Raw genomic sequence first — 14,098 nt, 5'->3', positions numbered from 1 at the left:
ATACCGTTTTACACATTTAATACAAATGCGTATATTTCTCATTTGCATTTTTATGCGCATTAACTAGCAAAGAATGAAAAGGTTCAACGTCATACGTCCTGAACTTACCCCAATAACAAGCAAGGATTTTCAGATGTCTTTCATTCAATACCGCCGGGACAAACACCTTCCGTCCACCGCCGCACCGTCGCTGTTAGCTATGAGTATGGCGATGGCATTTATGCCTGCCGCCTTCGCGGCTGAGGATACCGTTATTGTCGAAGGCGAGACGACCACTGACGCCGTAAACCGTGAAGAACAGGATTACAGCGTGAAAACGACCGCAGCGGGCACCAAAATGCCGATGACTCAGCGCGATATCCCGCAGTCGGTCAGTATTGTCAGCCAGCAGCGTATGGAAGACCAGCAGTTGCAAACCCTGGGCGAAGTGATGACCAATACGCTAGGGATCAGCGGAAGCCAGGCTGACTCCGATCGCATCAGCTATTACTCGCGCGGGTTTGAAATTGACAACTATATGGTTGACGGTATTCCAACGTATTTTGAGTCCCGCTGGAATCTGGGCGATGCGCTAACGGATACCGCGCTGTATGAGCGCGTGGAGGTGGTTCGCGGCGCGAATGGGCTGATGACCGGGACCGGTAATCCTTCGGCCTCAATTAATATGATCCGTAAACACGCCACCAGTCGGGAGTTCAAAGGTAACGTTTCCACAGAATACGGTAGCTGGAATAAGCAGCGTTACGTCATGGATCTGCAAAGTCCGCTCACCGCGGACGGCAATGTCCGTGGGCGCATCGTGGCGGGTTATCAGAATAATGATTCCTGGCTGGACCGCTATAACAGTGAGAAAGCGTTCTTTTCCGGAATTGTCGATGCCGATCTGGGTACAACCACCAACCTTTCAGCCGGTTATGAATATCAAAAAATTGATGTCAACAGCCCAACCTGGGGCGGTCTGCCGCGCTGGAACACCGATGGCAGCAAAAATAGCTATGACCGCGCGCGTAGTACCGCCCCGGACTGGGCTTATAACAACAAAGAGATAAATAAATTCTTCGTCACGCTTAAACAGCGTTTTGCCGAAAGCTGGCAGGCGACCCTGAATGCGACCCATACTGAGGTCAAATTCGACAGTAAAATGATGTATATCGATGCGTTAGTCGATAAAGAGACAGGTACGCTGGTGAGTCCTTATGGCGCAAGCTACCCCGTGGTCGGCGGTACGGGCTGGAACAGCGGCAAGCGCAAAGTAGATGCCATAGATCTCTTTGCCGATGGCGCTTATGAGCTGTTTGGCCGTCAGCACAATATGATGTTTGGCGGCAGTTATAGTAAACAGAATAACCGCTATTTTAGCGCCTGGGCGAACGTCTTTCCGGACGACATTGGCAACTTCAGCGCCTTTAACGGTAATTTCCCCCAAACCCACTGGGCGCCACAAAATCTGGCGCAGGACGATACCACGCATATGAAATCGCTGTATGCCGCTACGCGCATTTCGCTGGCCGACCCGCTGCATCTGATTCTCGGCGCTCGTTATACCAACTGGCGTGTTGATACACTGACCTACAGCATGGAGAAAAACCATACCACGCCGTATGCCGGGCTGATTTATGATATCAACGACAACTGGTCCGCTTATGCCAGTTATACCTCTATCTTTCAGCCGCAGAATAAACGCGACAAAGCGGGTCAATATCTGGCTCCGATTACCGGTAATAACTATGAAGCGGGTCTGAAGTCCGACTGGATGAACAGTAGCCTCACCACCACGTTGTCCGTGTTCCGCATTGAGCAGAATAACGTCGCTCAGGCAACCACTATTCCCATCCCTGGCAGTAATGGGGAGTTTGCCTGGAAGTCTACTGACGGAACGGTGAGCAAAGGCGTCGAATTTGAAGTGAACGGCGCAATTACCGATAACTGGCAGATGACTTTCGGGGCTACCCGGTATGTTGCCGAGGACAATGAAGGTAACGCCGTGAACCCTAATCTCCCGCGCACCAGCGTGAAGTTATTCACCCGCTATCGTCTGCCGGCGATACCGGAGCTGACGGTCGGCGGCGGCGTGAACTGGCAGAATCGGGTTTACAAAGATACCACGACGCCGTACGGCACTTTCCGCGCCGAACAGGGCAGCTATGCGCTGGTCGATCTGTTTACCCGCTATCAGGTGACGAAAAATTTCTCCGTACAGGGAAACATCAACAACCTGTTTGATAAAACCTACGACACCAATATTGATGGTTCCATTGTTTACGGCGCGCCGCGTAACGTCAGCCTCACCGCCAATTATCAGTTCTGACAGACTGTCGGAGAGCGGCATGTAAAGCGCCATTAAAAAAGGCAGCCGAATGGCTGCCTTAATTCTCCCCAACATCATTACTGCTTAGCTGTTACGGATGTACTCATCCATTTCCGTTTTCAGGTTATCGGATTTCGTACCGAAAATAGCCTGAACGCCGGAACCCGCGACGACAACGCCCGCCGCGCCCAGTTTCTTCAGGCCAGCCTGATCCACTTTCGCTACATCGGCTACGCTCACGCGCAGACGCGTGATACAGGCATCCAGGTTAGTGATGTTCTCTTTACCGCCAAACGCCGCAACCAAAGCCGGCGCCATTTCGCTGGTCGCGCCCGCTTTTGCGTCATCAGTAGTGTCTTCACGACCCGGCGTTTTTAGATCCAGCGCTTTGATCAGCACGCGGAACACGGTGTAGTACACAATCGCATAACCGGCGCCAACAATCGGGAACAGCCACAATTTGCTGCTGTTACCGGACAGCACGATAAAGTCGATCAGACCGTGGGAGAACGACGTACCGTCACGCATCCCCAGCAGGATACAGATCGGGAATGCCAGACCTGCCAGAATCGCGTGAATAATGTACAGGATCGGCGCCACGAACATGAAGGAGAACTCGATAGGCTCGGTAATACCCGTCAAAAACGAGGTCAGCGCGGCGGAAATCATGATACCGCCCACTTTTGCGCGGTTTTCTGGTTTAGCAGAGTGCCAGATAGCAATGGCCGCAGCCGGCAGACCGTACATTTTGAACAGGAAGCCGCCAGACAACATACCCGCCGTCGGGTCGCCCGCCATATAGCGCGGAATGTCGCCGTGGAATACCTGACCCGCTGCGTTGGTGTATTCGCCGATCTGCATCTGGAAAGGAACGTTCCAGATATGATGCAGACCAAACGGCACCAGGCAACGCTCGATAAAACCGTAAATACCAAACGCGACAACCGGATTCTGATAAGCCGCCCACTGCGAGAACGCCTGGATAGCCGTACCGATTGGCGGCCATACGAAAGACAGCACCACACCGGTAAAAATAGCGGCCAGACCCGAAATGATCGGCACGAAGCGTTTGCCCGCAAAGAAGCCCAGATACTCAGGCAGTTTGATACGGTAGAAGCGGTTAAACATATACGCTGCGATCGCACCGGAGATAATCCCCCCGAGAACACCCGTATCAGCAAGGTGTTTAGCGGCGATCTCTTCAGCAGGTAAATGCAGAACCAGCGGCGCAACCACAGCCATGGTTTTCACCATGATGCCATACGCTACTACCGCCGCCAGCGCCGAAACGCCGTCGTTGTTGGTGAAGCCCAACGCCACGCCGATAGCGAAAATCAGCGGCATATTGGCAAAAACAGATCCGCCCGCTTCTGCCATAACGTGCGATACAACGGCTGGCAGCCAGCTGAAGTTAGCGGAACCGACACCCAGCAGGATACCTGCGATAGGGAGTACGGATACCGGCAGCATCAGCGATTTACCGACCTTTTGCAGGTTAGCAAATGCATTCTTAAACATAATTGAGAGTGCTCCTGAGTATTTGTGCTTTTCTACGTTCTCACGCATTGGCGAGGGGGGAGAACCCCGCCGTGGACAGGACATCTAAGTGCCCTTTTATTTATTACACAGAGTAAAATAAATACGTCTGATTTTGTTTGACGGCTATCACGTTTCAGCGCCAGATAGCCTAAAAAGTATCACATTCTGCCAAAATGAGTTTCCGAATGTTTCCATAAGCTCGTTCACCGCCCCTTTTGTGGCGGTGAACTTTACGCGCTTTGCTTATTAATTACGAGCTTTAAAAAAACTCGTTTAACGGATTGATGACAGGCGAGACGCGTCAATATGGAACAGGCGAGCAAAGTTATCGGTGGTGATCTGCGCCAGTTCTTCAACGGCAACCCCTTTCAATACCGCCATATATTCTGCGACGTCGCGTACCATCGCAGGCTGGTTCTCTTTACCGCGATGCGGCACCGGCGCCAGATAAGGAGAATCGGTCTCGACTAATAACCGATCCAGCGGCACATAGCGCGCCGCATCACGCAACTGTTCAGCGTTACGGAACGTTACGATGCCGGAAAAAGAGATATAAAACCCCAGATCCAGCAATTTGCCGGCCGTTTCTCTGTCTTCTGTAAAACAGTGTAGTACGCCGCCGCAATCCGTCACTTTTTCTTCGCGCAGGATAGCCAGCGTATCGGCACGCGCGTCGCGAGTATGGACAATCACCGGTTTATGCAATTCGCGGCCAATCTGGATATGATGAATAAAAGACGCCTGCTGGCGGATTTTGGTCTCAGGCGTGTAAAAGTAATCAAGCCCGGTCTCGCCCATCGCCACCACATCGTCTTCTGCAGCAAGGAGGCGCAGTTCTTCTACGTCATATACTTCATCCTGATTTAACGGATGCACGCCGCAGGAAAAGACCACATTATCGCGCTTGCCCACCAGCTCGCGCATATGGCGATACCCCGGCAGCGTCGTCGCCACCGCTAAACAGAACTTCACATCGCGCGCGGCGGCTTTCGCCAGCACATCGTCCACGTCCTTATGCAAAGATTGATAATCCAGACCATCAAGATGGCAGTGTGAGTCGACTAAAAACATAATGTCTCTCTCAAAGATGAGGAACAGGCAACAAGGTGCCTGGTTGCAGGTAATGCTCGATGCGGAGAATGAGACCGGTTAATACCAGTTCGCGGTTTAATCCGGTCACATGAAGTAATTGATCACGACAATGGCAAACATCGTTCAGGATTGCCTGAATACGCGCCGGGGATAGCGGCCCCGCCAGCGCGGCAACAACCGCGTCCGCATCAACGTTTGTCAGGTACGACGCGCCGTGCTGACGTTTCAGCGCGTCTACCAGCAGCGTCGCCAGCCAGTGCAGGCGCGCCGGGGCTTGCTCATGATTGAGCGCCGTTAATACCGCATACCAGTCGCCCGTATGCAAACTGTCCATTAACGCCTGACACAGCGCCTCACGCTGCGCCCAGCGTTCAGACTGCAACAGCGCCAGCGCGGCGCCGGGCGACCCCGCATTCAGACGTAGCGCCGTGAGCAATTCTTCTTGTGACGCCGTCACTTCTCGCGACAGCCATGACATCGCATACGATTCGGACGGCGGCGCCAGATGATGCAGCCGGCAGCGGCTGCGTAATGTCGCCAACAGACGAGCAGGCTCCGGGCTGGCAAGGAAAAACCAGGTTTGCTCCGGCGGCTCTTCCAGCGTTTTGAGCAACGCATTGGCGGCGGCGTCGGTTAATAGCGCCGCATCCGCAATCCACACCACCTTCGCGCCGCCCAGACGGGAGTGCTCGTACAATTTCTCGCTGACCTCGCGTACCGCATCTACGCCGAGGCTGCTTTTGCCTTTATCCGGCGTCAGCGTGTAATAGTCCGGATGCGTGCCAGCCTGCATAAGCTGACAGCCACGGCAATGCCCACAGCTTTTGTGGCCCTCAGGCTGCTGGCATAACAGATAACGGCTCAGCGCATAGCACAGCGCCTCGTCGCCCATGCCAGGTAAGGCCTGAATCAGTAGCGCATGGTGCCCACGTCCCGCCTGGTAACTTTCTACCAGTTTTTCATAGGCGGGCCGTAACCATGGATACCATTTCATGCCGCTTGCTCCTGCACCCACTTCGTCACCGTGGCGCGAATGTCGCGCATGACGGCATCCAGCGGCTGGGTCGCGTCAATGGTGCGGATACGCGAGTCTTGCGCCGCCAGTTCCAGATAGCGCGCGCGAGTCCGGTTAAAGAAATCAAAAGATTCCTGCTCAATGCGATCCAAATCGCCGCGCGCTCTGGCGCGTTTTAGCCCGACTTCCGGCGTGACATCCAGATACAGCGTCAGGTCAGGGCGAAAATCGCCCAGCACGGCATCGCGTAGTGTCGCCAGCATGGTTTGATCAATGCCGCGCCCTCCCCCCTGATACGCCTGGGTCGAGAGATCGTGGCGATCGCCGATCACCCATATGCCTTGCGCCAGCGCGGGCTTGATTACCGTTTCGACGAGCTGTACGCGAGCGGCATAAAACATCAGCACTTCCGCTTTATCGGTAATCACTTCGTCGCCTACCGATCGAATATCCAGCACCAGACTTCGTAGTTTTTCGGCAAGCTGCGTACCGCCCGGCTCACGGGTAAAAATCATGTTACGAATACCCAGTTGCTCAAGGGTCTCCACCACCACGTCGCGCGCAGTGGTTTTTCCGGCGCCTTCCAGGCCCTCGATGACGATATAATTACTGCCCATTTTTTTCCTTAAGCACTTTCAGGTACTCCTGCACTGACCGATTATGGCTGGCAAGATTGGTGTTAAATGTGTGACCGCCTTTACCGTCGGCCACAAAATAGAGATACGGCGTTTTCGCCGGATGCGCCGCCGCCTGCAATGACGCTTCGCTGGGCGATGCAATCGGTCCTGGCGGCAGCCCGGTTATGGTATACGTGTTATAAGCCGTCGGCTTTTCCAGATCCGCACGCGACAAGTTACCATTATAACTCGTCCCCATCCCGTAAATCACGGTGGGATCGGTCTGAAGGCGCATACCGATTCTCAGGCGATTAATAAAGACTGAGGCCACCTGATCGCGTTCGCTGGCGACAGCCGTCTCTTTTTCAATAATCGAGGCCATTGTCACCAGTTGGTTCTGATCTTTATAAGGCAGCCCCTCGGCCCGACCTTTCCAGACAGTATCGACAGCTTTCACCATCTTTTGATGCGCTCGCTTGAGAATAGCGACATCGCTGGTGTTGGCGGTATACATCCAGGTATCAGGCCAGAACCACCCTTCTACCCATTCCGGGTGCGCAAGCTTTAATGCCTGAGCGACAGTGGCGTAGTCATCATCCGGCAATGTATGGCGAATATACGGCGCCTCTCGTAGCTGTTTCAGGTAATCGCTAAGGCGCATCCCTTCCACAAACCGCAACGGGAATTGCGCTTCTTTGCCGCTCTCCAGCAACTCAAGCATCTCCCGTACGGTCATCCCGGGCGTAAAACGGTAAGTTCCCGCTTTAAAGTGCGATAACTCAGGCTCCACGCGCAGCAGCCACTGAAATACCCGGGGGCGATTAATGATTTTTTCATCATAAAGCTGGTCGCCAAACGCCAGCCGCCCCGTTCCCGCCTTGAGCGTAAAAATAGTCTCGTTTTTAATAAGTAACGTGCTGTTCGCCAGATGGCGAACTTTCCACATCCCCACGCCCGCGGCAATACCCAGCACAACCAACAGCAGAAGGAAAACGCCTGACAATTTTTTCATAACTAATTCGGATGCTCACAAAATGGGGCTAAAAATTGAAACAGTGTTCGCGAAGAATACGACGTCCCGTGATAGGCGCGTATGGGAATAATCGGCATTAGCGCGTTGCAAATGATAATCTCATCCGCCTGCCTGACTGCCTCCTCTCTCGCCTGTACTTCAAGAACCTGGAAAGGAGATTGCGCCAGTTGGCGTAAACAAAATTGTCGCATAATGCCGTTCACCCCAGCCTGATCCAGACGCGGCGTAAAAACAATGTCGCCTGTACGCCAGAACAAATTAGCCGCACAGCATTCCGTAACCCATCCCTCGCTGTCAAGAACCAGCGCCTCATCGGCGTCCGTCTGCTCAAGATGAGAGCGAATCAACACCTGTTCGAGGCGGTTCAGATGTTTTAATCCGGCAAGATAAGGATTGCGCCCAAGCGGTATGGGACTAAGGGTAAGAGTGATGCCTTGCTTACGCCACTGAGAATAATAAGCGGGATAAGCAGAAACGGAGAGGATTCGGGTAGCTGCCTGACAATTCATGGCGCTGTATCCCCGGCCGCCGCTGCCACGGCTAATGATCACTTTCAACACGCCTGAATCATGCCCTGTGGCCAACATTGTCATCTCTTGCCGAAGGGTCGCCCAATGGCTAAAAGCGATCCGTAATTTTTCACAGGCAACCTGCAAGCGCTGAAGATGCGCTTCCAGATGGCAAATGTTGCCATCAACAATACGTGCGGTCGTAAAACTGCCATCGCCGAACTGCGTCGCCCGGTCGCTTACAGCAAGTTGATCCTGCGCATGGCCATTAATTAAAAACATAGTGGCTCCTTATCCGTCGCCTGCTAGTGTGGCAGGATGAATAACGCAGAACAAGAGGTGATATGCCTGATAAAAAAGGCCCGACAAGCGGACCTTTTTATTAATGTCTGTCTCTGGCTTAACTTAGATCTTTTTAAAGATCAAGGAACCGTTAGTTCCGCCAAAACCAAAGGAGTTACACAGAGCGTACTCCAGATCGCTGACCTGGCGCGCTTCATGCGGCACGAAGTCCAGATCGCAACCTTCATCCGGGTTATCCAGATTAATGGTTGGCGGAATGGCCTGATCGCGTAGCGCCAGAATAGAGAAAATAGACTCTACTGCGCCTGCGGCGCCCAACAGATGGCCGGTCATCGATTTGGTCGAGCTCACCATCACTCGGCTTGCGGCATCGCCAAAGACTGACTTAACCGCCTGCGTCTCAGCTTTGTCGCCGGCAAGCGTCGACGTGCCGTGCGCGTTGACGTAGCCAATCTGAGCAGGCTCAATCGCGGCATCACGCAACGCGTTAACCATCGCCAGCGCAGCGCCTGCGCCATTTTCCGGCGGCGACGTCATATGGTAAGCATCGCTGCTCATACCAAAGCCGACGATTTCAGCATAGATTTTCGCACCACGCGCTTTTGCATGTTCGTACTCTTCAAGCACCAACATACCGGCGCCGTCGCCCAGTACAAAACCATCGCGTTCTTTATCCCACGGACGGCTCGCCGCCTGTGGGTTATCGTTGCGGGTCGACAGCGCGCGCGCTGCGCCAAAACCGCCTACGCCCAGCGGCGTACTGGCTTTTTCTGCGCCACCTGCCACCATCGCGTCCGCATCGCCATAGGCGATGATACGCGCGGCATGGCCGATGTTATGCACGCCTGAAGTACAGGCAGTCGCAATAGAGATGCTTGGCCCACGCAGGCCATACATGATAGTCAGATGGCCTGCTACCATGTTAACAATCGTCGACGGGACAAAGAACGGGCTAATCTTACGCGGTCCGCCTTTTACCAGCGAACTGTGGTTTTCTTCGATCAGACCGAGACCACCGATACCGGAGCCGATAGCGGCGCCAATACGGCTTGCGTTCTCTTCCGTCACTTCAAGGCCAGAATCCTGCATGGCCTGTACGCCAGCGACAATTCCATATTGAATGAAGGCATCCATCTTGCGCTGTTCTTTGCGCGAGATAATATCATCACAGTTAAAATCCTTTACTAAGCCAGCAAATTTCGTTGCATAGGCGCTAGTATCGAAATGGTCGATCAGGCTGATGCCACTCTGACCGGCAAGGAGAGCTTTCCAGGTAGACTCTACGGTATTGCCGACAGGAGACAACATGCCCAGTCCGGTCACAACTACACGACGCTTAGACACGGTTGTCCTCCAGGGAGGGAAAATGATTCTAGTGGGACAAAAAGATAAAACTCAGGCGGTCGAACGACCGCCTGGAGATGTTCACTTACGCCTGGTGGCCGTTGATGTAATCAATGGCAGCCTGAACGGTGGTGATTTTCTCAGCTTCTTCGTCCGGAATCTCAGTATCAAACTCTTCTTCCAGAGCCATTACCAGCTCAACGGTGTCAAGAGAATCTGCGCCCAGGTCTTCAACGAAAGAAGCATTGTTGGTTACTTCTTCCTGCTTAACGCCCAGCTGTTCGCCGATAATTTTCTTAACGCGTTCTTCGATAGTGCTCATACTCTTAAATTTCCTATCAAAACTCGCTTTCGCGATGGTTTTCGTAGTGTATAAAATGTTGAAAAATTTGCAACTAAATCCCGGCAGGTCTTACCACGATTTTACGTTATTTTGCGGCCTTTCGCCCTAATAACGCAAATATTTTTCAATCGTGATTAAACCATGTACATTCCGCCGTTGACGTGCAGAGTCTCACCAGTGATGTAACTCGCTTCGTCAGAGGCTAAAAATGCAACCGCACTGGCGATTTCCTGAGCGCCGCCGAGGCGACCCGCAGGCACCTGCGCCAGGATACCCGCACGCTGATCGTCAGACAGCGCACGCGTCATGTCCGTTTCAATAAAACCCGGAGCCACAACATTGACAGTAATACCACGGGACGCAACTTCACGCGCCAGTGATTTACTGAAACCGATCAGGCCCGCTTTCGCCGCAGCGTAGTTTGCCTGACCTGCATTTCCCATGGTACCAACCACAGAACCAATAGTGATAATGCGACCACAACGCTTTTTCATCATAGCGCGCATTACCGCTTTTGACAGGCGGAAAACGGATGATAAGTTGGTTTCGATAATATCGTTCCACTCATCATCTTTCATTCGCATCAACAGATTATCACGAGTGATACCGGCATTATTAACCAGGATATCCACTTCACCAAATTCTGCGCGAATATTTTCCAGAACAGATTCAATAGATGCAGGATCGGTCACATTCAACATCAAACCTTTCCCGTTAGCACCTAAATAGTCGCTAATGTTCTTCGCACCATTTTCACTGGTCGCAGTCCCGATAACTTTCGCGCCGCGGGCAACGAGAGTCTCTGCAATTGCGCGGCCTATGCCACGGCTTGCACCAGTCACCAGCGCAATCTTTCCTTCAAAGCTCATGGTTTTCCTCTTTTATTGCGTAAGTGCCGCAGACAGCGCCGCCGGCTCGTTCAGCGCCGACGCTGTCAGGGTGTCGACAATACGTTTCGTCAGACCAGTGAGGACTTTACCTGGACCCACTTCATAAAGATGTTCAACGCCCTGCGCCGCGATAAATTCCACGCTCTTCGTCCACTGTACCGGATTGTACAACTGGCGAACCAGCGCATCGCGGATAGCGGCGGCATCGGTTTCACATTTCACGTCAACGTTGTTCACTACCGGCACCGTTGGCGCGTTAAAGGTAATTTTGGCTAATTCAACCGCCAGCTTATCTGCCGCTGGTTTCATCAGCGCGCAGTGCGACGGTACGCTCACCGGCAGCGGCAGCGCGCGTTTCGCGCCAGCGGCTTTACAGGCTGCGCCCGCGCGTTCTACCGCCTCTTTATGCCCGGCGATAACCACCTGTCCCGGCGAGTTAAAGTTAACCGGCGAAACAACCTGCCCTTCGGCAGATTCTTCACAGGCTTTAGCAATAGAGGCATCATCCAGCCCGATGATCGCAGACATGCCGCCAGTACCTTCCGGAACCGCTTCCTGCATGAATTTACCGCGCATTTCCACCAGACGAACGGCATCAGCAAAGTTGATGACGCCAGCGCAAACCAGCGCGGAATATTCGCCCAGGCTGTGACCTACCATTAACGCAGGCATTTTACCGCCCTGCTGCTGCCAAACGCGCCAAAGCGCGACGGAAGCGGTTAATAACGCCGGCTGCGTCTGCCAGGTTTTATTCAGTTCTTCCACTGGACCTTGCTGGGTGAGCGCCCACAGATCATATCCCAGAGCCGCAGAAGCTTCAGCAAACGTTTCTTCTACGATAGGGTAATTTGCCGCCATCTCGGCCAACATCCCAACGCTCTGAGAACCCTGACCGGGGAACACAAATGCAAATTGCGTCATGTTTAAATCCTTATACTAGAAACGAATCAGCGCGGAGCCCCAGGTGAATCCACCCCCGAAGGCTTCAAGCAATACCAGCTGACCGGCTTTAATTCGCCCGTCACGCACGGCTTCATCCAGCGCGCACGGCACAGAAGCCGCGGAGGTATTGCCGTGCCTGTCCAGCGTGACGACGACATTGTCCATCGACATGCCGAGTTTTTTCGCTGTCGCGCTAATGATACGCAGGTTAGCCTGATGCGGCACCAGCCAATCGAGTTCTGAGCGATCCAGGTTATTAGCCGCCAGCGTCTCATCGACAATATGCGCCAGTTCAGTGACCGCCACTTTAAAGACTTCATTGCCCGCCATCGTCAGGTAAATCGGGTTATCCGGATTTACGCGATCGGCATTCGGCAGGGTCAGTAATTCACCGTAACGGCCATCGGCATGAAGATGAGTGGAGATAATACCCGGTTCTTCAGAAGCGCTCAGTACGGCCGCGCCTGCGCCATCGCCGAAAATAATGATCGTACCGCGATCGCCAGGATCGCAAGTGCGGGCTAATACATCGGAACCGACCACCAGCGCGTGTTTAACCGCGCCGGATTTAACGTACTGGTCGGCGATGCTTAACGCGTAGGTGAAACCTGCGCACGCTGCCGCGACATCAAACGCCGGGCAGCCTTTAATACCGAGCATACTTTGAATCTGACATGCCGCGCTTGGAAATGCATGCGTTGCTGATGTGGTAGCCACCACAATCAAGCCAATTTGGTCTTTATCGATCCCCGCCATCTCAATCGCGCGATTCGCAGCGGTAAAGCCCATCGTCGCGACAGTTTCATTCGGCGCGGCGATATGGCGTTCACGAATACCTGTACGAGTGACAATCCACTCGTCAGAGGTCTCAACCATTTTTTCCAGATCGGCGTTAGTCCGCACTTGTTCGGGCAGATAGCTGCCAGTACCAATAATCTTCGTATACATGTACGCTCAGTCACTTTTCGGTTATATACCGTTACCTGTAAACGTCTGGCACGCTGGCGGCGCCGGGGAGACAGCGATATTATCTGTGCGCCCGCAGGTTTACGCCTTTGCCATCGTCCAGCGGTTCAAATCCGGCTGGGTATACAGATTCCAGGCGAGCGGCAATTCGCTGAGGAACTTGTCGCTGCACCGCCTGCACTGCCTGTTCAATCGCGACTGCAAATGCTCGCTGATTGGCCGCACCATGACTTTTTATCACCGTGCCGCGCAATCCTAACAGACAGGCGCCATTATACTGGTCGGGGTTGAGGTGACTGAATCGCCTCGTCAGGCTTTTTTGTAACCAACGTTTTAATAACAGCAGCCACCACGACCGTTTTTTCCCCTCACCCTGTGATTTCAGCAGTGAAAGGAACATTCTGACAACCCCCTCCATCGTTTTAAGTGTGACATTGCCTGTAAAGCCGTCACACACCAATACATCGGTTTTTCCCGTCAGTAACTCATTCGCCTCAAGGTAGCCGATGTAATTGATGGTTGGGACTGTTTTTAACATTAAAGAGGCTTCGCGAATACTGTCGAGGCCTTTGGTTTCTTCTTCCCCGATATTGAGTAGCGCCACGCGGGGATTTTTGATCCCGACGACCTCTTCCGCCAAAACGGCGCCCATCACGGCAAACTGCACCAGCATGGTACTGTCACAGTCGACGTTGGCCCCCAAATCAAGCACTACCGTTTTGCCCTTTTGCTGGTGCGGTAATACCGTCACCAACGCCGGACGCTCAATCCCCTCAAGAGGCTTGAGCAATAATTTCGCCAGCCCCATCAGCGCCCCGGTATTACCGGCGCTAACGCAAGCTTCGGCTCGGCCTTCTTTCACAAGCTCCAGGGCCACACGCATGGATGTCCCGCGACTGGCGCGGATCGCCTGCGAAGGCCGGGCATCACTGGCAATAACTGACTGTGCAGGGATAATCTGCAGACGCGAACGTTGTTCAAAGTCAGCTTTGGCAAGTAATGGCGTGATAATATCGGGATTCCCGACTAAAAGAAGAGTGAGCTGCGAATTAGCGTTCAGTGCCTGCAATGCTGCAGGCACCGTCACGGAAGGACCAAAATCGCCCCCCATGACATCTAACGCCAGGGTTAGACGTGTCAAGGTATCGTCGCTGCCTGGTTCGGTGTTCTCCGCTTACGCGGAGAAATCCTCACTAA

Annotated in this window: 13 protein-coding genes; 1 reads left to right on the top strand and 12 read right to left on the bottom strand. The window is 53.4% G+C overall.

Features of this window, described 5'->3' with window-relative positions; genetic code table 11:
* Window positions 1-133: 133 nt before the first annotated feature.
* Window positions 134-2,308 carry a ferric-rhodotorulic acid/ferric-coprogen receptor FhuE gene (gene fhuE / locus ACFK9X_RS10265; RefSeq protein WP_151116332.1) on the top strand — a complete coding sequence of 725 codons (2,175 nt, stop codon included), beginning with the start codon at window positions 134-136 and terminating at the stop codon, window positions 2,306-2,308.
* An 84-nt stretch (window positions 2,309-2,392) separates the two neighbouring features.
* Here the strand turns inward: fhuE and ptsG are convergent, their stop codons facing one another.
* The 12 genes from ptsG to plsX all read right to left on the bottom strand — a co-directional run bounded on the left by ptsG (window position 2,393) and on the right by plsX (window position 14,042).
* Entirely contained in the window at window positions 2,393-3,826 is a 1,434-nt protein-coding gene (gene ptsG / locus ACFK9X_RS10260; protein ID WP_000475705.1) for a PTS glucose transporter subunit IIBC, read from the bottom strand.
* A gap of 294 nt (window positions 3,827-4,120) precedes the next feature.
* Window positions 4,121-4,918: a metal-dependent hydrolase gene (locus ACFK9X_RS10255; RefSeq protein WP_000480274.1), complete on the bottom strand. Its 798-nt coding sequence runs from the start codon at window positions 4,916-4,918 to the stop codon at window positions 4,121-4,123.
* A gap of 10 nt (window positions 4,919-4,928) precedes the next feature.
* Window positions 4,929-5,933 carry a DNA polymerase III subunit delta' gene (gene holB, locus ACFK9X_RS10250; protein WP_151116330.1) on the bottom strand — a complete coding sequence of 335 codons (1,005 nt, stop codon included), beginning with the start codon at window positions 5,931-5,933 and terminating at the stop codon, window positions 4,929-4,931.
* Window positions 5,930-6,571, bottom strand: coding sequence for a dTMP kinase (gene tmk, locus ACFK9X_RS10245; RefSeq protein ID WP_000535396.1), 642 nt, complete (start codon window positions 6,569-6,571; stop codon window positions 5,930-5,932). Before tmk ends, holB begins: the two co-directional genes overlap by 4 nt.
* Window positions 6,561-7,583 (bottom strand): cell division protein YceG, encoded by a 1,023-nt coding sequence (gene yceG / locus ACFK9X_RS10240; protein WP_151116328.1) that lies wholly within the window; start codon window positions 7,581-7,583, stop codon window positions 6,561-6,563. Before yceG ends, tmk begins: the two co-directional genes overlap by 11 nt.
* Window positions 7,584-7,585: 2 nt before the next feature.
* Window positions 7,586-8,395, bottom strand: coding sequence for an aminodeoxychorismate lyase (gene pabC / locus ACFK9X_RS10235; RefSeq protein ID WP_000478653.1), 810 nt, complete (start codon window positions 8,393-8,395; stop codon window positions 7,586-7,588).
* A 123-nt stretch (window positions 8,396-8,518) separates the two neighbouring features.
* On the bottom strand, window positions 8,519-9,760 hold the full coding sequence (gene fabF / locus ACFK9X_RS10230; protein WP_151116326.1) for a beta-ketoacyl-ACP synthase II: 1,242 nt from the start codon (window positions 9,758-9,760) through the stop codon (window positions 8,519-8,521).
* Between the two features lie 85 nt (window positions 9,761-9,845).
* Entirely contained in the window at window positions 9,846-10,082 is a 237-nt protein-coding gene (gene acpP, locus ACFK9X_RS10225; RefSeq protein WP_000103754.1) for an acyl carrier protein, read from the bottom strand.
* A 155-nt stretch (window positions 10,083-10,237) separates the two neighbouring features.
* Entirely contained in the window at window positions 10,238-10,972 is a 735-nt protein-coding gene (fabG, locus tag ACFK9X_RS10220; protein WP_000007236.1) for a 3-oxoacyl-ACP reductase FabG, read from the bottom strand.
* Window positions 10,973-10,984: 12 nt separating this feature from the next.
* Entirely contained in the window at window positions 10,985-11,914 is a 930-nt protein-coding gene (gene fabD / locus ACFK9X_RS10215; protein WP_151116324.1) for an ACP S-malonyltransferase, read from the bottom strand.
* Window positions 11,915-11,929: 15 nt separating this feature from the next.
* Window positions 11,930-12,883 (bottom strand): beta-ketoacyl-ACP synthase III, encoded by a 954-nt coding sequence (fabH, locus tag ACFK9X_RS10210; RefSeq protein WP_000288148.1) that lies wholly within the window; start codon window positions 12,881-12,883, stop codon window positions 11,930-11,932.
* A gap of 79 nt (window positions 12,884-12,962) precedes the next feature.
* The gene (gene plsX / locus ACFK9X_RS10205) at window positions 12,963-14,042 is read right to left on the bottom strand and encodes a phosphate acyltransferase PlsX (protein ID WP_001518286.1); all 1,080 of its coding nucleotides are present in this window, start codon (window positions 14,040-14,042) and stop codon (window positions 12,963-12,965) included.
* Between the last annotated feature and the right edge of the window lie 56 nt (window positions 14,043-14,098).

The sequence above is a fragment of the Salmonella sp. WC3 genome (genome assembly GCF_042932255.1).
Lineage (GTDB): Bacteria > Pseudomonadota > Gammaproteobacteria > Enterobacterales > Enterobacteriaceae > Salmonella > Salmonella enterica.
This window is presented reverse-complemented; position numbering and strand designations above follow the sequence as displayed.